The sequence below is a fragment of the Streptomyces sp. NPDC041784 genome, assembly GCF_055591025.1.
On sequence record NZ_JBVJAB010000020.1, the window covers coordinates 16710 to 41563 of the forward strand.

Annotated in this window: 21 protein-coding genes; 7 read left to right on the forward strand and 14 right to left on the reverse strand. The window is 73.4% G+C overall.

The features are described from left to right. Positions 1-20 precede the first annotated feature (20 nt). Together xylB and ACZ6D7_RS33470 are read left to right on the forward strand one after the other, a co-directional pair. Positions 21-1472, forward strand: a complete 1452-nt coding sequence (xylB, locus tag ACZ6D7_RS33465; protein WP_469499122.1) for a xylulokinase — start codon at positions 21-23, stop codon at positions 1470-1472. Between the two features lie 22 nt (positions 1473-1494). Beyond that, entirely contained in the window at positions 1495-2703 is a 1209-nt protein-coding gene (locus ACZ6D7_RS33470; protein ID WP_469499124.1) for an ROK family protein, read from the forward strand. A 110-nt stretch (positions 2704-2813) separates the two neighbouring features. Here the strand turns inward: ACZ6D7_RS33470 and ACZ6D7_RS33475 are convergent, their stop codons facing one another. After that, positions 2814-3734: a zinc-binding dehydrogenase gene (locus tag ACZ6D7_RS33475; RefSeq protein ID WP_469499126.1), complete on the reverse strand. Its 921-nt coding sequence runs from the start codon at positions 3732-3734 to the stop codon at positions 2814-2816. Positions 3735-3811: 77 nt separating this feature from the next. On the opposite strand from ACZ6D7_RS33475, the gene ACZ6D7_RS33480 reads away from it, so the two are divergent. The 5 genes from ACZ6D7_RS33480 to ACZ6D7_RS33500 all read left to right on the forward strand — a co-directional run bounded on the left by ACZ6D7_RS33480 (position 3812) and on the right by ACZ6D7_RS33500 (position 10994). Next, positions 3812-4210 carry a winged helix-turn-helix transcriptional regulator gene (locus ACZ6D7_RS33480; RefSeq protein ID WP_469499129.1) on the forward strand — a complete coding sequence of 133 codons (399 nt, stop codon included), beginning with the start codon at positions 3812-3814 and terminating at the stop codon, positions 4208-4210. Between the two features lie 154 nt (positions 4211-4364). Next, positions 4365-4964: an N-acetylmuramoyl-L-alanine amidase gene (locus tag ACZ6D7_RS33485; protein WP_469499132.1), complete on the forward strand. Its 600-nt coding sequence runs from the start codon at positions 4365-4367 to the stop codon at positions 4962-4964. Positions 4965-5070: 106 nt separating this feature from the next. Next, the gene (locus ACZ6D7_RS33490) at positions 5071-6321 is read left to right on the forward strand and encodes a GAF domain-containing protein (protein ID WP_469499135.1); all 1251 of its coding nucleotides are present in this window, start codon (positions 5071-5073) and stop codon (positions 6319-6321) included. Positions 6322-6462: 141 nt separating this feature from the next. Beyond that, positions 6463-7986 carry an acetaldehyde dehydrogenase ExaC gene (gene exaC, locus ACZ6D7_RS33495; protein ID WP_469499138.1) on the forward strand — a complete coding sequence of 508 codons (1524 nt, stop codon included), beginning with the start codon at positions 6463-6465 and terminating at the stop codon, positions 7984-7986. A gap of 350 nt (positions 7987-8336) precedes the next feature. Continuing rightward, positions 8337-10994, forward strand: coding sequence for a winged helix-turn-helix domain-containing protein (locus ACZ6D7_RS33500; RefSeq protein WP_469499142.1), 2658 nt, complete (start codon positions 8337-8339; stop codon positions 10992-10994). Positions 10995-11152: 158 nt separating this feature from the next. Here ACZ6D7_RS33500 and ACZ6D7_RS33505 read toward each other — a convergent pair whose 3' ends face one another. From ACZ6D7_RS33505 to ACZ6D7_RS33565, 13 genes are all read right to left on the reverse strand, one after another. After that, the gene (locus ACZ6D7_RS33505; protein WP_469499145.1) at positions 11153-12439 is read right to left on the reverse strand and encodes an NADase-type glycan-binding domain-containing protein; all 1287 of its coding nucleotides are present in this window, start codon (positions 12437-12439) and stop codon (positions 11153-11155) included. After that, positions 12436-12996, reverse strand: a complete 561-nt coding sequence (locus ACZ6D7_RS33510; RefSeq protein WP_469499148.1) for a phage tail protein — start codon at positions 12994-12996, stop codon at positions 12436-12438. The genes ACZ6D7_RS33505 and ACZ6D7_RS33510 overlap by 4 nt, the downstream gene beginning before the upstream one ends. Then, the gene (locus ACZ6D7_RS33515; RefSeq protein ID WP_469499151.1) at positions 12997-14943 is read right to left on the reverse strand and encodes a putative baseplate assembly protein; all 1947 of its coding nucleotides are present in this window, start codon (positions 14941-14943) and stop codon (positions 12997-12999) included. Further along, positions 14940-15353: a GPW/gp25 family protein gene (locus tag ACZ6D7_RS33520; protein ID WP_079658064.1), complete on the reverse strand. Its 414-nt coding sequence runs from the start codon at positions 15351-15353 to the stop codon at positions 14940-14942. The genes ACZ6D7_RS33515 and ACZ6D7_RS33520 overlap by 4 nt, the downstream gene beginning before the upstream one ends. A gap of 7 nt (positions 15354-15360) precedes the next feature. Next, positions 15361-15642: a PAAR domain-containing protein gene (locus tag ACZ6D7_RS33525; protein WP_469499156.1), complete on the reverse strand. Its 282-nt coding sequence runs from the start codon at positions 15640-15642 to the stop codon at positions 15361-15363. 64 nt (positions 15643-15706) lie between these two features. Beyond that, on the reverse strand, positions 15707-17578 hold the full coding sequence (locus ACZ6D7_RS33530) for a VgrG-related protein (RefSeq protein WP_469499159.1): 1872 nt from the start codon (positions 17576-17578) through the stop codon (positions 15707-15709). After that, entirely contained in the window at positions 17578-18402 is an 825-nt protein-coding gene (locus ACZ6D7_RS33535) for a CIS tube protein (protein ID WP_469499165.1), read from the reverse strand. Before ACZ6D7_RS33535 ends, ACZ6D7_RS33530 begins: the two co-directional genes overlap by 1 nt. After that, positions 18399-18836 carry a phage tail protein gene (locus tag ACZ6D7_RS33540; RefSeq protein WP_469499167.1) on the reverse strand — a complete coding sequence of 146 codons (438 nt, stop codon included), beginning with the start codon at positions 18834-18836 and terminating at the stop codon, positions 18399-18401. The genes ACZ6D7_RS33535 and ACZ6D7_RS33540 overlap by 4 nt, the downstream gene beginning before the upstream one ends. Positions 18837-18872: 36 nt before the next feature. Further along, positions 18873-21932, reverse strand: coding sequence for a hypothetical protein (locus ACZ6D7_RS33545; RefSeq protein ID WP_469499170.1), 3060 nt, complete (start codon positions 21930-21932; stop codon positions 18873-18875). Positions 21933-21944: 12 nt separating this feature from the next. After that, the gene (locus ACZ6D7_RS33550) at positions 21945-22088 is read right to left on the reverse strand and encodes a DUF6760 family protein (RefSeq protein ID WP_264933507.1); all 144 of its coding nucleotides are present in this window, start codon (positions 22086-22088) and stop codon (positions 21945-21947) included. Continuing rightward, positions 22085-22570 (reverse strand): hypothetical protein, encoded by a 486-nt coding sequence (locus ACZ6D7_RS33555; protein ID WP_469499175.1) that lies wholly within the window; start codon positions 22568-22570, stop codon positions 22085-22087. The genes ACZ6D7_RS33550 and ACZ6D7_RS33555 overlap by 4 nt, the downstream gene beginning before the upstream one ends. After that, entirely contained in the window at positions 22570-23013 is a 444-nt protein-coding gene (locus tag ACZ6D7_RS33560; protein ID WP_469499177.1) for a phage tail protein, read from the reverse strand. Before ACZ6D7_RS33560 ends, ACZ6D7_RS33555 begins: the two co-directional genes overlap by 1 nt. A gap of 108 nt (positions 23014-23121) precedes the next feature. Further along, entirely contained in the window at positions 23122-24696 is a 1575-nt protein-coding gene (locus ACZ6D7_RS33565; protein ID WP_469499181.1) for a phage tail sheath family protein, read from the reverse strand. Between the last annotated feature and the right edge of the window lie 158 nt (positions 24697-24854).

Consider the following 24854-nt stretch of genomic DNA (forward strand, 5'->3'; position numbering starts at 1 on the left):
AAAACTTGAGGGAGAGCCCGATGTCAGCAGCCGAGGGTCCGCTCGTCGTCGGCGTGGACTCGTCCACCCAGTCCACCAAGGCGCTGGTCGTCGACGCGGCCACCGGCGAGGTCGTCGCCAGCGGCCAGGCCCCGCACACGGTGTCCTCCGGGGCCGGGGCCGGCCGGGAGAGCGACCCGCGGCAGTGGTGGGACGCCCTGTGCGAGGCGCTGCGCCAGTGCGGTGACGTGGCGCACGAGGCCGCCGCGGTGTCGATCGGCGGGCAGCAGCACGGGCTCGTGACGCTGGACGAGCGCGGCGCACCGGTGCGCCCGGCGCTGCTGTGGAACGACGTGCGCTCGGCCCCGCAGGCGCGCCGGCTGACCGAGGAGCTGGGCGGGGCGAAGTTCTGGGCGGAGCGCACGGGGTCCGTGCCGGCCGCCTCCTTCACGGTGACGAAGTGGGCCTGGCTCGCCGAGCACGAGCCGGAGGCCCTGCGCGCCACGAAGGCGGTGCGCCTCCCCCACGACTACCTGACCGAGCGCCTCACGGGCGAGGGCACCACCGACCGCGGCGACGCCTCCGGAACCGGTTGGTGGGCGTCCGGGACCGAGGCGTACGACGAGGAGATCCTCGCCCACGTGGGGCTCGACCCGGCGCTGCTGCCCCGCGTGGTGCGGCCCGGCGAGGTGGCGGGGACCGTGCGCGACAGCCACGGCCTGCCGTTCGCGAAGGGCACCCTGGTCGCCCCGGGCACCGGGGACAACGCCGCGGCGGCACTGGGCCTCGGGCTGCGCCCGGGCACTCCGGTGCTGAGCCTCGGCACCTCGGGCACGGTGTACGCGGTGGCCAGGACACGTCCGGCCGACCCGACCGGCACGGTGGCCGGATTCGCGGACGCGCACGGCGACTGGCTGCCCCTGGCCTGCACCCTGAACTGCACACTCGCCGTGGACAAGGTCGCCGCGCTGCTGGGCCTGGACCGCGAGGCGGTGGAGCCCACCGCGGAGCTGACGCTGCTGCCGTACCTGGACGGCGAGCGCACACCGAACCTGCCGAACGCCTCGGGACTGCTGCACGGCCTGCGCCACGACACCACGGCCGGCCAGCTCCTCCAGGCCGCCTACGACGGTGCCGTGCACTCGCTGCTCGGCGCGCTCGACCTCGTGCTCGACGCGGACGCGGACCGCTCGGCGCCCCTGCTGCTGATCGGCGGCGGCGCCCGGGGCACGGCCTGGCAGCAGACCGTGCGACGGCTGTCCGGACGGCCGGTGCAGATCCCCGAGGCCAGGGAACTGGTCGCGCTGGGCGCCGCGGCACAGGCTGCCGGGCTGCTGACCGGCGAGGACCCGGCCGCCGTGGCCCGGCGCTGGAACACCACGCGGGGCCCGGTGCTGGATGCCGTGGAGCGGGACGAGGCGACGCTGGCCAGGATCGCCGGGGTACTCTCCGACGCGGCCCCGCTGCTGGAGCGGGGCACACACACCCGCTGAGCATCGACGAATCGACACAGGCATGACCGCACCGCTGCACGAGGCCCGCGCCACCGGCCCGGGGCGCGCGCTGCCCGACACCCAGCAGGGCATGCGCCGCCGCAACCTGGCCCGGGTGATGCACGCCGTGAGCGCCGAGGGATCGCTGTCACGCGCGGCGGTCGCCTCGCGCATCGGCCTGACCCGTGCGGCGGTGTCGACCCTCGTCGACGAGCTGATACGCACCGGTCTGCTCGAGGAGCTGGGCCCGGAGCGGCCCGGCCGGGTGGGCCGGCCCGGGTCGGCGCTGGCGGTCAGCGGACGGGGCCCCGCGGGTGTGGGCGCCGAGGTCGGCGTCGACCACCTCGCGGTCTGTGTCGTCGACCTGCGCGGTGAGGTGCGGGCGCGGATCGAGCGCCAGGGCACGAACCGGGGCCGCTCGCCCGAGCCGGTGATCGAGGAACTGACCGGCCTGGTGCGCCAGGTCGTGACCGAGGCCGAGCGCGAGGGGCTGTGGCCCGCGGGGCTCGCCGTGGCCGTGCCCGGCCTGGTCGCCCGCGACGCGCGGACCGTCGTGCGTGCCCCCAACCTGGACTGGCACGACATCGACCTGGGCGCGCTGCTGCCCGGGGAGTTCCCCCTGACGGTGGACAACGAGGCCAACTTCGGGGGACTGGCCGAACTCTGGCTCGGCCGGGACACCCCCCACGACTTCCTGCACGTGTCGGCCGAGATCGGTATCGGCGCCGCGCTGGTCGTGAACGGCAGCCTGCTGCGCGGCACCCGGGGCTTCGCGGGCGAACTGGGCCATGTGCCGGTCCACCCCGACGGGCCGGAGTGCGTGTGCGGGGGGCGTGGCTGTCTGGAGCAGTACGCCGGCGAGGAGGCGGTCCTGCGCGCGGCCGGGCTGGAGCCCGGCGGGGACCGTGTCGGGCTGCTGGCCGGCCGCGCGGCGGACGGCGATCCGGACGTACGGCGGGCCCTGCGCGAGGCGGGAACGGCATTCGGGATCGCCCTGACCGGGGCGCTCAATCTGCTGGACCCGGAGGGAGTCGTGCTCGGCGGCGCCCTGGCCGGGCTGGCGCCCTGGCTGCTGCCGTCGCTGGAGAGCGAGCTGGCGCGGCGTACGGCGGGTCCGCCCTGCCCGGTGTCCGTGTCGCGGCTGGGCCCCGAGGGGCCGCTGCTCGGGGCGGCGCACTCCGTGGTGCGGGCGGTGCTGGACGATCCGGCGGCGGTGGCCGGGCGGGGCTGAGGCCTGCCGCCGCGGTGCCTTCTTCAGGCGGTGTCTTCGTCAGTAGAGTCCTGTGGGTCCTGTGGGTCCTGTGGGTCCTGTGGGTCCTGGAGAAAGCCCCCCGGGGGTATTCACCGCGGTGAGACTTCCAGGACCGCCTTTCCGAAGACCCGACGTCCGCGCAGTGCCGCGGCGGCCTCGTCGAACCGTTCCCAGGAGCCCTGCCAGCCGATCTCGACGGCGAGAGCTCCCTCGGCGGCCAGCTCGGCGAGCACGGCCAGGTCCGCGCCGACGTCGCCCTCGATGACGAACGAGGTCAGCGACTTGGCCGGGCCGACCGTCGCGTACGGCGGAAAGACAGCCGGTTCCCCGGACGTCCAGCCGACGCTCTGCACACTGCCGCCCGCGGCGAGCAGGTTCCATGCCTCGACCAGTTGGGGGCCGCCGACGCTGTCGACGACCACGTCGACCGGTCGCTCGAGTCCGTCCAGACCGATCAGCACCTCGTCGGCGCCCAGCTCGGCCAGGCCCTGCCGGCGGGCCGCCGAGCCCACGGACGCGATCACATGGGCGCCGGCCCGCGCCGCCAGCTGGACGGCGAACCGGCCGACCCCACCGGAGGCGCCGGTGATCAGCACCCGCTTGTCCGGCCCGATCCCGGCGGCCCGCAACGAGCGCAGCGCGGCCACACCTGCCACGGGCAGCGTGACCGCCCGCGCGGGGTCCAAGGACTTCGGCACCTCGGCAAGCGCGCCCGCGTCGATCGCGACACGCTCGGCGAACGCCCCCGCGGTCAGGGCCACCACCCGGGTGCCCACCGCCGGACCGGTGCCGTCGACGGCGGCCCGCACCACCACTCCGGTGGCGTCCGAACCGAGTACCGCACCCTCGGGGACCCGACCGGAGCGGGCGTCGTTGAGGTCGCCGTAGTTCAACGAGGCGTGGGACACGTCCACCAGGGCCTGAGCCGGCCCGGCCACGGGGTCGGCGACCTCGGCGAGGCGGACGGCGGCGGGTGCGGACGGATCGACGACGAGTGCCCGAACAGGCATGTCTTCCCCCTTGGTTCACGACTTGGTACAGCAGTCATCATCGGTAACGTGGCTGCTCGCCGGAAGGAGGCACATTCATGTCACACAGTCACACCCGCGTTGCCGAAGCGGTGAGGGACGAAGCCTGCCCGGTCACCGAGGTACTGGACCGCGTCGCGGGCAAGTGGAGCATCGGGATCCTGATCGCCGCCGCCCACGGCCCCGTTCGCTTCACCGAACTCGAACGTGCCGTCAACGGGATCAGCCGGCGCATGCTCACCCTCAACCTGCGCAGGCTGGAGCGGGACGGGCTGCTGGTGCGCACCGTGTATCCCACCGTGCCGCCCAAGGTCGAGTACAGCCTGACGCCCATGGCTCGGGAACTCCACGCCTCACTGACCGGCCTGGTCGACTGGGCCGAACGGCACCGCTCCGCCGTCGCCGAGGCCCGCGCCGCCTATGACGCCACGGCGGAGCGCCGCCCCGACCCCGTCTGACCCGGGCCCGGATCGGACGACCCCGCACACGCGCGTGGCCAGTTGAAGCTGAAGCACCACTCACCACTTGAAGCACCCCTCACCACTTGAAGCACCGCTCACCACTTGAAACACCACTCCCCCGCCACGCACCACCCCCGAAAGGCGGCACCTCGTGGAACGAGCACGACCCCTCCTCGACCGGCGGCGGCTTCTGAAGGGCGCGGGCCTCGCGGCCGTCCCCTACGCGCTGCTTCCCGACGCGCGGGCCGGGGCGCGGTCCCAGCCCGTCGACTACCGGCGGGCCAAGTGGCAGCCCGCGTCCGGCGCCAACTACACGGTGTCGGAACGACCCACGGCCCACCCGGTCGAATTGGTCGTCGTCCACGTCACGCAGACGACCTTCGACAAGACCCTGACGATCTTCCAGAACCCGAGAAGGAAGGTGTCCGCGCACTATGTGGTGCGGTCGGCCGACGGTCAGGTGGCGCAGTGCGTGCGCGAGTCCGACATCGCCTGGCACGCGGGGAACTGGGACTACAACACCCGCAGTGTCGGCATCGAGCACGAGGGCTGGGTGGACCGGCCCGCCTACTTCACCGGCGCCCTGTACGAGCGGTCGGCCCGGCTGACGGCCTCGGTCTGCGAGCGGTACGGCATCCCCAAGGACCGCGCGCACATCATCGGCCACCACGAGGTGCCGGGCACCGATCACACCGATCCCGGTCCGAACTGGGACTGGGTCCGCTATCTGAAGCTCGTCAACTCCGCCTGACCCGAAGCGGATGTCCGTCTTTCCGACGACCTCCGTCCAAACGGTTGTCGGCCCGTACACCCGGAGTGACGATGTCCCCAGCCGTATCTCCTTCCGGGAGGACGAATTGACCGATCCCTGGGTGGCCCTGGAACCGGGGGCCGACCCTGCCGAACGGCTGCGGGTCCTGCGCCGGGCGCACGAGACGTTCACCCTCGCGGGCACCGTGCCCCGGCCGGTGCGGGCCGTGGTCGCGGACTCATGGCGGCGGTCGGCGCGGGCCGGTGTCGGTCCGGACGGCACCGCGAGCGTGGAGCTGACGGACGGCGATCTCGGCGCCTACCGCTCCGAGCATCCCCTGGCCCGGGTGATGCCGCTGTTCCGGGAGCTGATGGGCACGTTCGCCGCCGACGGCGAGCATCTCCTCGCGGTGTGCGACGCGCACGGCAGGCTCCTGTGGGTCGAGGGCCACCCGGCGAGCCGGCGGCGGGCGGGGCGGATGAACTTCGTGCCGGGCGCGCGATGGGCGGAGAACGCGGTCGGGACGAACGCCCCGGGCACGGCGGTCGCAGTCGACCGGCCGGTGCAGGTGTTCGCGGCCGAGCACTTCATCCGGCGGGTGCAGCCGTGGACGTGCGCGGCGGCCCCCGTGCACGATCCGCGGACCGGACGCGTGCTGGGGGCGGTGGACATCACGGGCGGCGACGGGCTGGCGCATCCGCACAGTCTGGGCTTCGTGCAGGCGGTGGCGCGGGCCGCCGAGTCCCAGCTGGCGCTGCTCGGCTCCGGCCGGCCGGCCGTGGGGAGGGCCGAGCTGACCGCGCTGGGCCGGGACGAGGCACTGCTGCTGGCCGACGGCCGCAAGGTCCGGCTCAGCCGCAGACACAGCGAGATCCTGCTCCTGCTGGCCCGCCACCCGGAGGGGCTGACCGGCGACGAACTGCTGTGCGCGCTGTACGAGGACGAGTCGGTGACGCCGGTGACACTGCGCGCCGAACTGGCCCGGCTGCGCGGGGTCCTCGGCCCCGGTCTGCTCCTCTCGCGCCCCTACCGGGTGGCGCTGCCGGTGGAGTCCGACGTCGACGTCGTGGAGCGGCGGCTGCGCGCCGGCGCGGTGACGGCGGCCATGGCGGCGTACGCCGGTCCGCTGCTGCCGGCCTCCCAGGCCCCGGCCGTCGTACGGCTCGGACGGCATCTGTCCGACGGGCTGCGGGCCGCGCTGGTCGCCCACGGCGACCCCGATCTGCTGGCGGACTGGGCGCACGCGCCCTGGGGCGAGGACGACCTCGGCGTCTGGCGGGCGCTCGCCGCGATCCGGCCCACGGCGGCGGTACGGTCCCGGCTGGCCGCGCTGGAGGCGGAACTGGCCGCGCCCTGACGGACCGACGGGACGCGACGCTCCGCCGGAACCGTGGCGTGGCACGGGACGCCGTGCAACGTCCTCGCAACGTCCTCTTCCCTAGCCTCCGGCGCAGAGCTGTCCAACGGCGGGCAGCCCTGCTGAGGGAGGCTGACCAGGATGACCCGTTACGCGGCGCCCGGAACCGAGGGCGCGATCGTCTCCTACCAGGCGCGCTACGACCACTTCATCGGCGGCGAGTACGTGCCGCCGGTCCGTGGCCAGTACTTCGAGAACCCGTCTCCCGTGAACGGGCAGCCGTTCGCCGAGGTGGCGCGCGGCACGGCGGAGGACGTGGAGCGGGCGCTCGACGCGGCGCACGCGGCCGCGCCGGGCTGGGGCCGTACCTCGGCGACGGAACGCTCGGACATCCTGCTGAAGATCGCCGACCGCATGGAGGCGTATCTGGAGCCCCTCGCGGTCGCGGAGAGCTGGGAGAACGGCAAGCCGGTCCGCGAGACGCTGGCGGCGGACATCCCGCTGGCCATCGACCACTTCCGCTACTTCGCGGGCGCGGTCCGGGCGCAGGAGGGCGCGCTCAGCGAGGTCGACGACGACACGGTGGCGTACCACTTCCACGAGCCGCTCGGTGTCGTGGCGCAGATCATCCCGTGGAACTTCCCGATCCTGATGGCCGCGTGGAAGCTGGCCCCGGCGCTCGCGGCCGGCAACGCGGTGGTCATCAAGCCCGCCGAGCAGACCCCGGTCTCGCTGCACTACTGGATGAGCCTGGTCGCCGACCTGCTGCCGCCGGGCGTGCTGAACATCGTCAACGGGTTCGGCGAGGAGGCGGGCAAGCCGCTCGCGTCCAGTCCGCGGGTGGCGAAGGTCGCCTTCACGGGCGAGACGTCCACCGGCCGGCTGATCATGCGGTACGCCGCCGAGAACCTGAAGCCCGTCACGCTGGAACTCGGCGGCAAGTCGCCGAACATCTTCTTCGACGACGTGTGGGACAAGGACGACGATCTGCGCGACAAGGCCCTCGAAGGGTTCACGATGTTCGCGCTGAACCAGGGCGAGGTGTGCACCTGCCCGTCGCGCGGTCTGATCCAGCGCGGCAACTACGGCGACTTCCTTCGGGCGGCCGTGGCCCGCACCGAGCTGATCAAGCCCGGCCACCCGCTCGACACCGACACGATGATCGGCGCGCAGGCCTCCGGCGAGCAGCTCTCGAAGATCCTCTCCTACATCGACATCGGCCGGCAGGAGGGGGCCAAGGTCCTCACCGGCGGTGAACGCGCCGAGTACGACGGCGAGTTGAAGGGCGGGTACTACGTCCAGCCGACCATCTTCGAGGGCGACAACAGCATGCGCGTCTTCCAGGAGGAGATCTTCGGCCCGGTCGTCTCCGTGGCCTCCTTCGACGACTTCGACGACGCCGTCAAGACCGCCAACGACACGCTGTACGGCCTCGGCGCCGGCGTCTGGACCCGGGACATCAACACGGCGTACCGCGCGGGGCGGGCGATCCAGGCGGGCCGCGTCTGGACGAACTGCTACCACGCGTACCCGGCGCACGCGGCCTTCGGCGGCTACAAGCAGTCGGGGATCGGGCGAGAGACGCACAAGATGATGCTGGAGCACTACCAGCAGACGAAGAACCTCCTCGTGTCGTACTCGCCGAAGAAGCTGGGCTTCTTCTAGAGGCACGGAAAGAAGAGCGCCCGACCAGGCAAAGTGCCTGGTCGGGCGCTCTTCGCGTTGTCCCTCGCGTCGCACGGCTGTCCCGAAACAACACTCTCTTTGCCATCGGCCGTTTCCGAGCGCGCCCGGCGAGGGAAAAGCACGAAAATGACACTTCACGACCACGTAACCTCCACGCCCCATAACCTGCCTGGCTTCTCAGTACCAAAAAACAGCACAAAAGAAGAAACAGCTGAAATGGGACACCCCCGCCGAAGCGTCCGGGAACCACGGAGATGAGGCATATGACGAGTCTTTTACCGGCTCAGGCTCAGCAGTGGACCGCATTCCGGATACCGGCCTCCGAGGCCATGTCCCGAGGCCGTCTGACCGAACAGTTCACCCACTGCTCGTGGGGCTTGGTGGTGGCCCCGCCCGGCTTCGGCAAGACCGCGCTGCTGGCTCAGGCGGCGAGGGCGCATGCGGGCCCGGTGACGTGGTATCAGGCCCGGCCCGGCGCCGACCAGCGGGAGTTGCTGTCCGCGCTCGGGTACCCGGCGGACGCGCTGGCGGGCTCCGCCGGGCCGCCCGGCGCGGCCCAGCCGGTGCCGCGGCGCCACGATGCCGGGGGCGGCGGAGCCGTCGGGCGACTGGTCGTCATTGATGACATGCACCTGCTCTCAACGGCCGCGCGGTCGCTTGTGGTCCGGCTCGGCCAGCTGGCACCGCCACACCCGCGGGTGCTGATCGGAACACGCCCCACCGCCGGGTTGTCGGTGGCCGCGCTGGAGGCGTCGGGCGCGACGGTGATGAACGCCGACGCGCTGCGTTTCCGCTCCTGGGAGGTCGAGCACCTGTTCCCGCATCTGTACGACACGGCGCTGCGCCCCGGGATCGCGCTGCCCCTGGTCCGGGCCACCGGCGGCAGGGCAGCGACGCTGAGGCTGTTCGCCAGAGCCGTGGCGGCCCGTCCCGACACGGGCCAGGAGCGGATCCTGGCCGACGGGATGTTCGGCCGCGAGTACCTGGAGCGGGAGGTGCTCCTCCCGCTCCCCGACCGTCTCAGACGGTTCCTGACGGACACCAGCCTGCTGAGCCGGCTCACCGCCGACGCCTGCCACGCGCTGACCGGCCGGGCCGACAGCGCCGAGACGCTGTGGTCCCTGGCGCACGAGCACGGGGTCCTGCGCGCCGCCCCGGACGGACGGACGTACGTCGCGGAGCCCCTGCTCCGCGAGTGTCTACGCGCGCGGCTCACCGGCACGCTGACCGACGTCGAACTGGCGCGGCTGCGCGGCCGGGCCGCCGCCTGCGCCGCCGCAGGCGATCATCAGGACCCGCCGCCTTCGGCGGTGCGCCGCCCCCTCGGGTCCGCCGACTGGCCCGACGCGCTGCGCGCCGTCGTCGCCGGCACCCCGGACATGAGCCTCGGCCGCTTGGTCGGACGCGGCACCGAGGGCGGTTCCGGCGGCTCCGCCGCCCTCCTCGTCCAGGGCATCGCCGCCGCCCTGACCGGCGACAGGACGGCCGGCACCACCCTGCGCCGGGCCCTGGCGGAGGCGACGGACGACGCCCCGGTCGCGCTGTCCGGGCAGCTGGTCCGGGTGGCGTTGGCCGTACTGGCCGGGGGCCCGGCCGGGCCCGTCCCCTACCCGGAACTCCAGCGGATCGCCTACGACGCCGAACGGCTGGACCTGCCGTGGCTGAGCCGGGCCGCGCGGTGTCTGCTGGGCCTGGGGCCGCACCCGGAGGACGCCGGGCAGCCGGTCGTCGTGCTGGACGAGTGCACCCGGCTCGGCGACCCCGAAGGCGCGGCGCTCGCCGCGTCGGCCGTGTGCCTGCGCTCGGTGCGGTCGGGGCGCCCCGGCATCGGCGAGCTGGAGGAGGTCGTGCGGCGGTTCCGGGCGCTGGGCTGGGGCACGCCGGAGGCGTGGGGCCGGGCCGCCCTCGCGGTCGTGGAGGTCGCGCACGACCTGCCGGACGCGGGGCAGCGTGCCGCCCAGGCGGAGGCGTTCGCCCGGTCGGCGGGTGTACCGGGCGCACGGGCGCTGGCCATGGGCGCGATGGCTCTGGCGGCGCCCGACGCGGTGAGCCGGGCCGAGTTACAGGAGGCCGCCTGGTCGACGGCCGGGTCCGCGGGGCTGCCGGTGGCCGGGCTGCGCTCCTGGCTCACCGCGCTCGCGGCGCCCGCCGGCCCAGCCGGGGACGGCGCGGCGGCAGCAGGCAGGACCAAGGCCGGCGGGCACCACACCACCGTGCCCGCACGCGCCCTCGGCGCACGGCCGGCGCCGGCCCTGACGGTGCGCTGTCTCGGTGGCTTCGAGTTCACCCTGGCCGGGCGCGAGCACGACTGGGCGAAGCTGCGTCCCAGGGCACAGGCCGTGCTGCGGCTCCTCGCGGTACGCGCCGGCCAGGCGGTCCACCGTGACCATCTGCTGCTCGCGTTCTGGGACGGCGTGACGACACCGTCCACACTGCACAACCTCCAAGTAACAGTCTCCAGTCTGCGTTCCTTCCTCGAACCGGAACGTCCCAGGGGCGGTTCGCGACTCATCGCGCGGCAGGGCGATTCGTACCGGCTCGTGCTGGCGCCCGGTGACGTGAGCGACGTCGCGGCGTTCGAGCGTGCCGTGCGCGACGGCCGGCGCACCCGGGCGCAGAAGCGGCCGGAGGAGGCGGCGGACGCGTTCCGCATCGCTCTGGACCATTACGCGGGTGAGCTGCTTCCCGAGGACGGGCTGGCCGAGTGGGTGGCCGCCGACCGGGAACGGCTGCGCCGGGAAGCGGCCAACTCGGCCGTGGCTCTGGCCGAGATACGTCTCGCCCAGGGCCGGCCCGTGGAGGCGGTGGAGGCGGCCGAACGCTGCCTCGAGGTCGACGGGCACCGCGACGCCGCATGGCGGGTCCTGATCCGGGCGTGCGACGCCGCGGGGCTCGCGGCCGACGGCGCGCGGGCCCGGCGTGGCTACTCGGCGATGCTGGCCTCCCTGGGGATCCCGCCGTCCGGCGGGCTCTCCCACCCGATGTAGCGGCGGGCGCCGGGGCGCGCGGCCGCCGGGCCGCCTGCTCCGGAGCACGTCGCGGGACGGACTCCACCACCGGGGAGGGACACCCTGGCGCCGGGCGTCCCGGGCGGACGTCATGACGCATGTCATGGCGGACGGCGTAACGGACGTCGTAACGGACGTCATCGCAGACCGAAGAACTCGATCTCCACGACGGCCGTGTGCCGGCCCTTCCCCTCGACTCCGTAACTGGACCGAACGATGAACCGCACCGAGCTGACGTTCTTCCCTTCGAGGTCCAGCGTCTGCGGCCCCGGCTTGTCCTCCAGCTTGAGCCGCTTCTTCTCGACCTCACCGCCCGGTCCGCCCAGCTCCACATCGAGGACGGACGGCCTGGCCTGTTTGAGGAACTCGTCCTTGTTGACCGAGACCCCGGTCTGGATGATGAGTGTCTTGAGCGTGACGGGCTGTTCGAAGCGCGCCTCCAGATCCTCGCCCGCACCCGCGCCGGCCGGCGCGGGTGCCCAGTAGGTGTTGTTCGCCCCGTCGAAGGCCAGGTTCGGCCCGTGGCCCTCGAGTCGGCTGGACGCCTCCGCCTCCTTCGGGTTGACGGGGGTGGGCTTGGCCGTCCGGTCCCGAAGGCTGTCGATGAGGCTGCCCAGATGGGGCCGGGCGAGGTAGCCACCGCCCAGCAGGACGACCAGCGTGATCGGGATCGCCAGGCTCGGCCGTCGCCAGGCGCGGACCGGAGGACGCTGCCCGGCCGCGAGCCGGCGCGGCGGACGGCGGCGCAACCGCCGCAACAGTCGCGCCCACCACGAGAGCCGCTCCTGCTCCGCCACGGCCGCGGTGAGCACGGCGCCGCAGCGCAGACACAGGGTGCGGGTACGGGGGTTGGCCTGCGCGCATGCCGGACAGACCAGGTCGTGGACCGGGCTCCGGGGGTGGGGCACGGTCGCGGGGGTGTCCTGTGCGCCCGGCGACGCGGGCAGGTCGTCCGGGTCCGCGGACCGCTCACCGGGCCGCCGTACGGTGCCGGAGTTCGCGGGTTCCGCCGGTGTCCGGGGCCGGACCGGTCCGGCCGGTGCGGCGGGGAGGGACGGGCCCGCCGGATGGGGGACGGCCTGCTCCGGCGTGACAGAGGACGGCTGTGTCGGAGCGGGTGCCGAGGTCTGCGGCCGGGGCGGGACGGGGTCGGTGCGGGTAGCCGCCGGCTCCGGCGCGGGACCGGGGGCCGCGGCTCCCTGGGCGGACGTCCCGGGCCCGGACGCGTCCGGTGTCACCGCACTCGGCACCGCCGGGCCGGAGACGGCCGCGCGGGGCTCCGATCCCGTGCCCCGGCCGGCGTTCGCGGAGCCGGCGCCGCTCTGCTCCCAGTCCAGGAAAGCGTTGCAGGACGCGCAGAACGCCGCGCCCGGCGCGTTGTGGTGGCCGCAGTCGGGGCAGGCCGGCCCGCCGGGGCCGCTCATGACGCGTCCGCGAGGGGCAGCAGTTCCGTGGCGTACCCGACGTGCGCCGGCACCTCACCGGCCACGAGCCGCCGCAGCCGCTCCGCGCCCGCCGCGTCCGGGTCGGCCACCCGCACCCGTACGGTGACCCGGGGCGGAACACCGGCCGGCCCGGGCAGGGGGCTGCGTGCCGTCTCGGACCACGACGTTCCGCCCGTCTCCTCGATCTCGGCCTCCGTGCCGAACTCCAGCCGTACGGCTTCGGCGAGTCCGCCTCCTGTTCCCCGTCTGCGGTGCCGTTCCACCGCCCCGAGGACCGCGGCCCGGCGCTGCCCGGCCGGCTGACCGTCGGCCGCCGGGCCCGTGGCCACCCACTCGCCCAGCCACGCCAGGAAGTCCTCCGGGGCGGTGCGCGGGTCGAGATGGGCGGGGAGGTTGTCGATGGTCAGCAGCACCGGCGCCAGTACGTCGTCCAGCGCCGCGAGGAACCGCTGGATGAAGTCCTCTCCCAGATACACGGCGGGGAGCTGGTAGATGAGTGGGTGAGGCGTCGGCAGTCCCTCGACTGTTCCGCGCATTCAGGCCTCCCGCATTCGGATTTGGTGCTCGTAGGAAAAGACGAGGGCGTGCGTGTCGAGCACGATCCTGGTGGCCGGTTCGGCGCGCTGCCCGGTCAGCGGGTCGGCCGGGAAGAGCCTGACGTCCTCGACGAGGTCGACGCCCGGCACCCGTTGGAGGACGGCGTACACCTCTCCGGCGTGGATCGGCCGCCCGAACGGCCATCCCTGCCCGCTCGGTCCTCCGGTGATCGGGTTGAAGTACCCGTACAGGGCGGCCAGCGCCGCGGTGCGGACCGGGTCGACGGCCGCGCCGCGGGCGGCCAGGACGGACGCCACGACGGTGACTCCCTGGTAGTAGGGCGGCTCGACCACCAGCCGGGTGCCGATGGTGCGGCGCTCGTCCAGGTAGTCGGCGAGGCTCCGCAGCGTCTCCCGGGGCGGCACCAGGTCGTCGAAGCGCAGCCGCCCCTGTTCGTCGCTCCGCACGGCCGGCACCAGAAGCAGCCGGACGCCGCCCTCCTCGCCCTCCCCCGCGGGCACGCAGGCGACCCGTGCCGCGTCCGGGGCCACCTCCCGCGCCAGCACCTCGTAGTCGCGCGGGACGACCGCCCGGTACAGGGTGCTCAGCGTCATGGGGCCGCGGACCTTGGCGCTCTCCACGCTCTCCCCGTCGACACCGCCGACGGCGGCCCGCCGGTTCTCGGCCCGCGCGACGAACGGCAGCGAGGTGCGCAGCACCCGCAGCGTCCCCTTGGCGACGTTGCCCTGGCTGCCGCCGCCGGACCGGTAGGCGCGGATCCGCACCGGGGCTCCCTTGGCCGGAACCGCGCCGTAGTAGCGGATCGCTCCGTCCGGCTCGCGGACGGCCGGGCCGAAGTCGATCCGGCCGGAGTTCGGGTCCAGGGTCAGATGCCGGTCGCCGGGGCCCGAGTGCGCGAAGTCGTCGACGCGGTGCCACCGCGACCAGTCCGAGCCGTCCGCCACCTCCACGACGAACGGCTCGTCGCCCGGGACGACCGGAGGCCGGGCGACATGGAAGGACTGGCCCGGCACACCCTCGGAGAGCCCCAGGACCTCGTCCGTCACCGTCTCGGCGTGCACGGCCTCGACGGTGGCGCCGATGGTGAAGGCCTCGGCCTCACGGATGGTCGGCGACTGGAGATAGGTGGGCTGGTCCGGCTCGGCGGGGAGCAGCCGGCAGCGGACCCAGCCCGCGGTCCGGCGCGCGATGGTGGACTCCGCGTGGTTGCCCGGCAGATGCAGCACCACCTGGCCGGGCCGGTTGAAACCGCCGGTCGTGTCCTCCTCGACGTCACAGCGCGCCCAGGCCGTGCCGTCCCATGCCTCCCAGCGCAGCGGCGGGCGCCGCGGGTCGACACCGACGCCGTCCACCCGGCAGTCCAGCCGCAGCACGACGACCCCGGCCGGGACGGGGTTGCTGAGGCCGACGTAGAGGGCGTCGCCGGGCGCGGGCTCGGTGTCGAAGCAGGGCACGTCACGGCCGAGGGCGAGTTGCTGCGTACGGTCGTCGGCTCCGCCTCCGGCGGGGCAGGTGGCCAGCCGGGTCAGCCCGCACGGCACGATCGGCAGATCGCGGACGGTGGTGAACACGACCGCTTCCTCGGTCTCGGTGCGCACGGTGGCGACCTCGGTGCCGGCCCTGACCCGGACGGTCTCGGGCTGCGGCGCGGAGAGCCAGAACGCGACGTCCGTGCGGGCGGCGGTGGGCGGGTGCAGCCGGACGCCGATCAGGTCGAGGAAGGCCAGGTAGTTCTTCTCCGGCACGCGGTTGACGCGATAGAGGAGCTGGTCGACCATCGTGGCGAACGCCTCGATCAGGGTCACGCCCGGATCGGAGACGTTGTGGTCGCTCCACTCGGGGCAGCGCTGCTGGACGAACCTCTTGGCGTCGTCGACGAGTCCCTGGAACTTCCGGTCGTCGAGATTGGGGCTGGGCAGCGTCACGGACCCGTTCCTTCCTCGTGCGCGGGGATCACATAGAACGGGAACACGAGGTTGCGGGGGTCGTTCGTGCCGCGCACGGTGTAGCTGATGTCGATGTACAGCACACCGTCCTCCACCGCGTCGAACCGGACGTCGATGCCCACGACCTCGATCCGCGGCTCCCAGCGGTCGAGGGCGAGCCGGATCTCGTAGGCGACCTGGCCCGCGGTGCTCGCGTCGGCGGGGGCGAACACGTAGTCGTGGATGGCGCAGCCGAACTCCGGCCGCATGGGGCGCTCCCCCGGGGAGGTGGCGAGCACGAGCCGGATCGATTCCTCGATCTCCCGCTCGCCGCGCACCAGGGCGATGCTCCCGGTGGCGTCGGTGCGCGGCGGGAACGCCCAGCCCGCGCCGACGAACTGCTGTCCCATCAGCCGGTCACCCGCCGATCAGGACGGTCGGGCAGCCCGCGACGATCGGCGCCCCGCAGGCGGCGGTGTCACCGATGCGGGCGGCGGGCCTGCCGTTGATCAGGACCGTGGGGCACCCCGGCGGAATGATCACCGACGGCGGGTGCACGGCGGGCGGCGGGAAGGCGCACATGTGGGTGGTACCGACGGTGGCGGCGGGCATGCCGCCGATGAGGACGGTGGGCGCGCCGGGCGGGCCGACCGTCCCCGGATGGCCGGTGGGATCGCCGACGCGGGCGGCGGGTGGCATGGCGGGGGCTCCTTCTTTCGTCGGCTTGCAGTTCTTCGTCTCGTCGGTCGATCGGGACCGATCGTCAGTTGATCCGGACCAAGCCCGCGTTGATCGTGCAGGTCGCCCCGCCCTTGATCTCCGTGCGCGCGGTGCCGTTGACCGCGACCTGGCTGCCCTTCACCTCCACTCCCCCGCTCGTCTTGAGCCCGACCTGGCCGCTGCCGCCGTCCACCTGGACGCCGGTCTGCGCGGTCACCTTCACCGACTTGCCGGTCAGTTCGAGGGTGCCGTTGCCCGCGTCCATCAGCGCGCCGTTGCCCGCCTTGACGGTGACCTTGTCCTTGGCGTCGATCTCCACCGTGCCGTCGCTGTGCACGATGATCTTGGTGCCCTTGCGGTCGAGGTCGATGGTGAGCTTGCCGTCGCCGGTGACCATCCGTACGCCCTGCGGACCGGAGGCGTTGTCGAGCAGTTCGAGCTGGTTGCCGCTGCGGGAGGAGAACGACCGCCGGTTGACGGCGCCGCTGGTCCCGTCGATCAGCTCGCCGCTCGCCGTGGACGGTTTGTCCTGCCCGTTGAAGAGGCAGCCGAGGACGTACGGGCGGTCGAGCCGGCCCTGCTCGAACCCGACCAGCACCTCGTCACCCACCTCCGGGACGAACGCGGAGGTTCCCTTGCCGTCCTTGCCGCCTCCGCCGGAGATCTGCGCGCATCGGGCCCAGTCGCTGACGTAGTCGTCGGACAGCCAGGGGAACTTGACCTTGACACGGCTGAGCTTGTCCGGGTCCTTGGTGTCGGAGACGAGACCGATGACGACTCCGTCCACCTCGGGGATCCTGCCCGCCCGGCCCGCGGCGCCGCCGGCCAGCGCCGACAGGGAGCGTTCCTGCTGGCCCGAGACGGTCACCCAGGTCTCGTAGCCGCGCTGGGCGTCGAAGACGTGCCGGGAGGCGGTGACGGTGTACCGGCCCTCGAACGGGGCGCCGACCCCGGACAGCGCGACAGCTCCGCCGGCCCGGACCTCGGGATTGCCCTGGATGACCGCCTCCATCTCGGCGAACGACCCGGCGATCCGCTGCGCCAGCGCCTTGGCGACCTGCTCGACGCGGGCCTGCGCGCCGTAGGTGTTGTCGGTGACGAGGAAGTCGGCCTTGCCGAAGGGGCGCGCCGCGTCCGCCGGGGCGATGCCCAGCTGGACGGTGTCCGCCCTGCCCGCCTCCGCCGTGCCGACCAGGGCCCGCTTGGTCTTGGTGTCCCAGCCGCGCACCTGGACCTGGGAGACCTGCTCGGCGGCGGTCACCCCGGCGCGGCAGCGCACCAGGTTCTTCCCGAGTTCCAGCACGAGCGGGTCACGGTCGGCGCGGGCCGAGGAGCCGGGCGCGCCGGACGCCGCGGTGGCCTTGGTGACATGCAGGGCGCCGTCGATGACGTAGACCTGTGCTCCGGCGTCCTCGGCCAGGTCGCGGACGAACTCCCAGTCGGAGACGTTCGCCTGGGCGACGTGTTCGAGGACCGGCCCCGAGACGTCGATCGTCCCCGTCGCGAGCCCGGCGCGCTGGGCGACGCGGCGGCAGATGTCCGCGACGGTCATGTTCTGGTAGGCGGCGACCCGACGGCCCCGGAAGAGCCGGTGCGCCTTGTCCATGCCGCGGACCACGGTGAACGTCCCGGTCTCGTCGAAGTCCAGCTCCAGGGCGGTCACCTCACCCTTGAGCAGCGGTTTCGGCGAGCCGCCCGCGCCGGACGAGGCCAGCAGCCGCGCCTCGGAGCCGATCTTGATGCCGGCCTTGTCGAGCAGCACCCGGCTGGGGTCGCGAAACCGCAGGACGAAGGTGTCGGGCAGGGTGCGGCTGTCGTCGACGTAGCCGTCCACCAGGGTGTTGGCGAGGTCGGCGGGGAGCCTGGTCCCGCCGATCTCCATGACCAGGATCTTGGCTACGGTGTCATGGGCCATCAGACGTCCTTCCGGCCGCCGGCCGCTCCGGACCCGTGGGCGACGGGCTCCGCCGCCCCGCCCGGCACCGTGTCCAGTTCGTCGGCCGAGGGCAGGAGCAGTTCCCGCCCCTCGGCCAGCCGCATGGGATCGTCGATGCCGTTGGCCTCGGCGATGGCCCGCCAGGCGGCCGCGTCGCCGTACTCGGCCCAGGCGAGACCCTGCAGGGTGTCGCCGGCGCGGAGCCGGTGGACACGGCGGGCCGTGAGCGCCCCCGAGGTGGGGTTCTGGCCGGCCGTCTCCCCGCTGATCTCCTCCATCGTCACCTGGCACACCGCGCGGATCGGCGTCCCGGACGTGGTGAACAGCGTGTACTTGACCTGGACCTGGCTGACGTAGCCGGGGAAGCCGGTGATGCCGCCCCAGTGGAAGACCACCCAGGGCGGCGACGACCGCTGCGCCTGCCGGGTCTCGTTGGTCGGTACGCAGCAGGCGAACAGGCTCTCCACGGCCTTGACGACACTGGTGTCCTGGGTGTCGCTCGCGTCGAAGAACATCTCGACGGTGAGCTTGCTGGGCTGCGGCCCCTGGTACTCCGGCGGGCCCGCGCTCTTGGCGCCCTTGGCGGGGGTGCGTTTCCAGGACGCCGACTTGCCCAGGCTGAGTTCCTTGGGATTGAACTGGAAGTCGATCCGGCCGCAGGGGCCGCCGGGGGTGAGGCTGCCGCCCGAGGGCGGGGTGCGCAGTTCGAGGTAGGCGTGCTCCAGCTTGGGCCGCGCGTTGCCGCCCCCGGCCGACGCCGACTTCGCGCCGCCCGCCGCGCTGAACGCCACCGGCCCGCTCATGCCCCGGGCTCCGTCGTGAATCCGTGGTGCGCGATCTCGATGGTCTCCGTGGCGACCTTGGGCGACTCGGGATTGAACGACGGCCCGGTCCAGCGCACCGGCACCACCTCCAGCAGGCCCCAGCGGGCGACCATGATGTCGTCGCCGGTACGCGCCTCGATGTGCGCGGTCTTGCGGGCGAACCCGGTGGTCATGCTGGCGAACCACTTGGCCACCTTCTGGGTGTCCTTCGTCAGCGGCCGGGAGAGCTTGACGTTGGGGTACTTCAGGCGCGTCGGCAACTGCCAGACATGGCCGTTGTTCCCGCCCTCCTCGCGGGCTTCGAGCACCACCTCGCAGCCGAGCCCCTCACAGGTGTTGAACGACCCCAGCTCGATCCCGTCGATCGTGACGACGAAGCAGACCGTGACCGCCGGGTCCTGGGTCGTGGACATCCGATGCCCTGCCTTTCTGTCGGTACCGGTGCTCTGTCAGTGCCGGGTGTTGATGAAGGTCCCGGCGCGTTCACGTTCGATGCGCAGTTCCGCCTTGAGCAGCCTGCTGAGGGGGGCGACCAGGGCTCGTACGAGTTCGTCGGTGACCTTGGGGACACCGGCCTTCCCGGGGGTGGCGGCCGAGGGCGGGGAGCCGTCGGCGGCCACCGAGGGCGCCGGTGGATCGGCCGGGTCGGGCTGCGCCGGGGGGTCGGTGGGCGGGTCGGTGGGCGGGTCGGCGCCCGGCGGGCCGTCCTCGGCGCGTTGCACGGCGGGCGCGGTGAACTCCACGGAGCCGTCCGGCATCCACCGGGCCACGCCGGCGGCGACCGCCGCGGCTCCCGCGTTGACGCCGGGCGGCGCGAGAGCCGACGGCGCCTGTCCCCGAGGGGGTGGGGACAAAGGCGCCGTCGGGGCTGGGGGGCGCACGGACTGCGCTTCGGCGCCGGGCACCGTCTCGAGCCGTTGCAACGGGACCGCGGGGCCGAGGGCGTCCGGACCTCGAAGCCCCCTCGTGGACGGCTGGTGGGCTCCATCGAGGAGGGCCGCAACGGCACTTGGGCCGCCGGGGGCATCCGGGGGTCCGGGAAGGTCGGAGACACCGGGAAGGGTGGAAAGGCCGGGAAGGGTGGAAAGGCCGGGGAGCCCGGAGACGCCTGGGTATTCCGGGGGCCCGGCGAGGCGGGAGACGCCGGGGAGCCCGGAGCCGCCGGGGCGGCCGCCATCGCCGTAGGAACGGGCGGGCGGGGCGCCGTCGGCGAGGGCCGCCGTACCGGCGTCCGCGGCCCGCTGTACGACGCCACCCGCGTGGCCGGAGGCGGTGTGCCCACCGCGAGAGCCGCCTTGGTCGCCAGGGCGGCCGGAGCCGCCGGGCACTGCGTCGGCGGACCAGGCATGGCCTGCGGAACCGTCGGCCCCCGGGACGAACGCTCCGCCCCTGACCGGTTCCCATCGGACCGGGACCGCGGCCGGAGGTTCGGAGGAGACCGGTGCCTCGGCGGACGGTTCCGGCACCGTGTAGAGAGGCAACGACCGCTGCGCCACCAGCGGGAAAACGGGGCCGCCGCCCTGCGACGCCGACCCGGCACCGGCCCCCGCCTCGGGCGCCGTACCGGAGAACGTGGCCTCGTCCACGGCGTCCAGCCGCCGCATCGGCATGGGCGTCGAAGCCGTCACCAGCTCACCAGGGCCGGGCGCCTCGAGTACCACCGTGTCACTCACGACGAGCGGTCCGGCCTCTCCGAGCAGCGGTGCTCGGTCGGGCTCCGCGAGCACGGGCGTCGCATCGGTCGACGGGGGTGGAGGTGGCTGGGGCGAGCCGCCGGGAGCGTCGAGTCGCTGCACCGCGACCGGGCCCGGCGGCGCGGCGTCACCCCCTCCGAAGGTGGCTCCGGAGAGGGGGTCCGGGCTTGGGCCCGGACCGGGGCCGGCACTGGGACCTGGACCGATTCCGGGGCCAGGACCGGTGCCCGGGACCGAGGCGGTCCCCCGCACGGGCACCGGACCGATTTCCCCGGCGTCGACGCCGACGCCGGTCGCCGTCTCGGGCGAGAGCCCTGTGCCGAGGTTCACCGGGTCCGTGGTCAGCGGTGGCGTGTCACCGAGCAGCGGAGCGGTGCCTTCGCCGCCGTGCGACGGCACTCCGGGCGCGGCCTGGCCCGCCACGAGGTCCGGCGCCGCCGGCGTGTCCGGAGTGGGCGGCGTCTCCGGAGTGGGCGGCGTCTCCGGAGTGGGCGGAACACGCAGGTCCTCCGGGGCCGCCGGTGTCTCCGGGACCTCCACGGTCCGGGAGACGTGCGCGACGGCGGAGGCGGAAGAGGACACGGCGGACTCGGCCGGCGGCGCCGCCCGGCCCGGGAGCGGCAGCGCGGTGGGCGGCAGCTCGGCGAGCGGCTCGCCGAGACCCCGATGACGCGGACGCGGCGGGGCCGTGACGTCACGCTGCACAACGGGCTGCACGGCAGATTGCGCGGCAGGGCGCGTGGCGGTCCCGACACCGTCCACGTCGCCGACGAGCGGAGCAGTGGGGGCCGCGTCCGGCCCCTGGCCGACAGCCGCACCGGCGCGCGGCGTGGGGAGCGGGAGCGAGAGCGGAAGCGGAAGCGGACCCGTGTCCGGTATCGCCGTCGGCCGGTCGGCGACCGACGCTTCGGTGCGCTGGACGACGCCGCCCTCGTCGTCCTGCCCCGAAGGCGTGTCGGGCGTGGCGAGCAGGCCGGCGACGGGCTCGTCCGGGGTGCCCGGAGCCAGGGGTCCGGGATCCGGATCCGGCACGGGCGCGGGGACGGCCGCGAGTTCCCACGCCGGTACGGCCGGTGGCTCCGCGACGACCAGGGGGCGGGCGGACGCGGGGCCCTCCGGGGCTGCCGGGACGGACCGCATCCGCATGACCGTCACCGGCGCGGGCGGTGCCGGATCCGGCTCCGGGCCGGCCGACGGAACGGTTGGCCGCTGGAGTTGCCCCTGGGGAAGGGGCGCCGGTGCGACCGTCCGCACGCCGGCGGGGATCCCCGGGGCCGGGGACACCGACCGGAAGACGATCGGGTCACCCGTGCCGTGCGGGTCGCCCGGCCGGTCCCCGGCTCCTGACGCGAGGGCCGACGTCACCCCGGACTCGTCCGCCCATGCCTGAACGGGAGGGCCGGACTCGTCCCCCCATGTCCGAGCGGGATCCCGCGCGGCCCGCGACACGCCGGAGGCGTGCGCCTGCGGCCGTACGCTCGTCCGCTGCACCGGCATCGTGGGTTCCGCCAGCCCGTGGCCGACGCCGGACGGCGCCTGCGCGCTGACGAGATGGCCGAGCGGTCCGGTGACGGTCGGGTCCTGCCAGGTACCCAGCCGCCCACCGAACCCGCGGGGGTCGGTGAGCAGCCCCATGGGCGCGCTCAGGGTCCGCTGCACGGGCGGCGTCGACCGCCACCCGGCCGTGAACCGGGCGGGCGTCGCCGCGTCCGGTCCGGGTGACGTCGTCCCGGCGTCGGCACGCGCCGGCGTCCCGGGCTCCGTGACGCCCCGCGAGCCTTCACCGTTCCTCGTCAGCCAGGACAGCAGTCCCATCTCGGTGTCCTCTCACCGCCCGTTGAGCCGGGCGATCTGCTCGACGTACCGCTGCCGTTCGGGGTGTTCCAGATCGAGCAGCTCCTCGAGCGGCCAGTGGAAGTGATAGGCCAGGTACGCGATCTCCTCGTAGAGGCGGTCGACCGCGTACGTCACGATTCCCCCAGGCGGCCCCCGGCGAGGTCCACGGCGAAGTGTTCCTGGCAGGAAGGGCAGGTGACCGCGGCGCGGGTGTGGCCCTCCGCGTTGATCCGACGGTAGAAGTCCTGGAGGAAGGCGAGGTCCGAGGCGAACAGGTCTTCCACGAGGCCGGCGTGCACGTCCTCGATGGTGCCGATCCGGGTGATCACCCGGGCGATCAGGACCACCGACAGGTACGCGGAGTTCTCCCGCACCCGGTCGTCCCGCAGCGGGATGAGTTCGTCCCGGGCGGTGGCCAGCCGCATCACACCGTGCCGGTGCACGGTGCCGGCTGCGTCCACGTACCCCCGGGGCAGTTCGAAGGGGAACTCGGTGCGGAGCCTCTCGGGCCCCGCACCGCTCGCGCTCTCGCCCGGTCCCCCGGTGTGGTCATGCTCCGGTGCGCCCGGGGAGGGCTGTGTCGCCTGCCGCGCCGGAGAGGGCGTCCCCCTGCGCATCACTCAACTTCCATGCTCTCGTACGTGATCGCGAGCTTCTCGGTGAGGACCGAGGTGTCGCCCGCCTTGAGGGTGCCGATCTCCAGCGACTTCGGCCAGGCGTTGATCAACTGGTAGCGCTTGATCGCGCTGCCCTCGTAGTCGTAGACGATGATCGCGCCGTTCTTGCGGGCGTCGCCCATCTTCCCGAACCGGGACGACTTGATCCACGCCTCGAAGCTGTTGTCCTCGGTCAGACCGCGGGTGACGGTGACCTCGCCGGCCTTGGGGCGGCCCGGCAGTTTCTTGACGGCGTACTTTCCGTCGGTGGTGTTCTGCTTGAGTTCGATGACGTCCTGTTCCATCTTCAAGCCGCTGACCTCGGTGATCTGCTTGATCACCACGCCGTCGAACTCCAGCCCGAAGGAGTGGCCGACAGAGCTGTCAAGTTCGGGGAGTGCCATCCCAGCCTCCAAAGCTCATCCTGTGTGGGGAGCGGCGGTCTTCCACCGCCCCGGGACCGATCCGCGGGCGGCCCGCTGCCGCCGGGCCCCGACCCGCCTGCCGTTGCGCTACTCGTCGACCGATCCCGTGCCGCCCGACAGCTGTGCCAGCCGGAACACCACGAACTCCGCGGGCTTGACCGGAGCGACCCCGACCTCGCAGATGACCTGGCCGGCGTCGATGCTCTCGGCGGGGTTGGTCTCCCGGTCGCACTTGACGTAGAAGGCCTCGTCCGGGGTCAGCCCGAACAACGCCCCCTTGCGCCACTCGTTGACCAGGAACGCCGAGATCGTGCGCCTGATGCGAGCCCACAGGGCGTCGTCGTTCGGTTCGAAGACGACCCACTGCGTGCCCGTCAGGATCGACTCCTCGAGGTAGTTGAAGAGCCGACGTACGTTCAGATAGCGCCAGGCCGGGTCCGAGGAGAGGGTGCGGGCGCCCCACACCCGGATCCCGCGGCCCGGGAAGGAGCGGACACAGTTGACTCCGATCGGGTTCAGCAGGTCGTGCTCACCCTTGGTGATCTGTGTCTGGAGGCCGACCGCGCCCCGCAGGACCTCGTTCGCCGGCGCCTTGTGCACACCGCGCGACTCGTCGTTGCGGGCCCAGACCCCCGCTATGTGCCCGCTCGGCGGGACGAAGCTGTTACGGCCGACCGACGGGTCGAAAACCTTGATCCACGGGTAGTAGAGCGTCGCGAACCTCGAATCGAAGCCGGCCGTGTCCATGCGCCAGTTCTTGATCTGCTGCGGCGACAGCCCGGGGGGAGCGTCCAGGATGGCGACCCGGTCGCCCATCAGCTCGCAGTGGGCGATCAGGGCCTGCTGTACCGAGATGACGGTCTCGTCGTCCACGATGCCGCGCTGGTGGGCGCTCATCAGGTCGGGCACGGCCACCATCGTGATCTCGTCGATGGCCTCCAGACCGCCGAAGCCCGTCCGCTCGTCCGCGTCACCGATGTAGCTGTCGGCCGACACCGCGACCGTGCCGGACCCGGCCGGAGCGGGGGCCGTGCCGGACGTGGCCGCGAGGACGACCGTACCGGTGTCGGGCTTGGCCGACGCGGCGGCCCGGCTGACCTCCTCCAGGGAGATGACCTGCGACTTCTCCTTGACCTTGGTGACGACGTTGTCCTTGCCGCGGCGGGTGGACACCGAGGGGTAGGTCTCCTTCTCCTCCCCGTCCACCTTGACCACGAGCTTGAACGCCTCGTTCGGCGGCGCCTCGCCGTCCGCCCCGCCGACCTCGACCGTGATCTCACCGGTGACGCCCGGCAGGGCCCGGACCCGGAATCCGCCGAGCAGCGCCTCGGCCGCGGACCCACCGCCCGCCGTCGCGCCGGCGGACCCGTTCGGCAGTTCTCCCGCGACGCCGTTCCCGCCGTCCCCGATCCGGACGACGTAGCAGTTGCCGCCCCCGTTGGCGAAGTACCCGTACACGGCGGACGCCAGATAGGAACCCTCGACGAAGTCGCCGAAGACACCCACGTACTGGCTCCAGTTGCTGACGAGCGTCGGCTCGTTCAGGGGTCCTTGCGGGGCGAAGCCGAGAAACGCGGCGACCGAGGTGCCCACTCCCTCGATCGGTCGTGCCCCGGCCTCCACTTCTTCGACGTAGATGCCCGGGGACAGATACGACGGCATATCCACTCCTCCTTGACCAGCGGCCGAAGCAGATTCTGACTCCGGCCGCGATCACGCTGGAACGTGTCGTCGTCCGCGGTGAGGTGCACAGCCCACTGCCCGATCAGGCATCCCGCCCTTCCCCCGGCCGTACCCACCCTTCTCGTGTACGAGTGGCC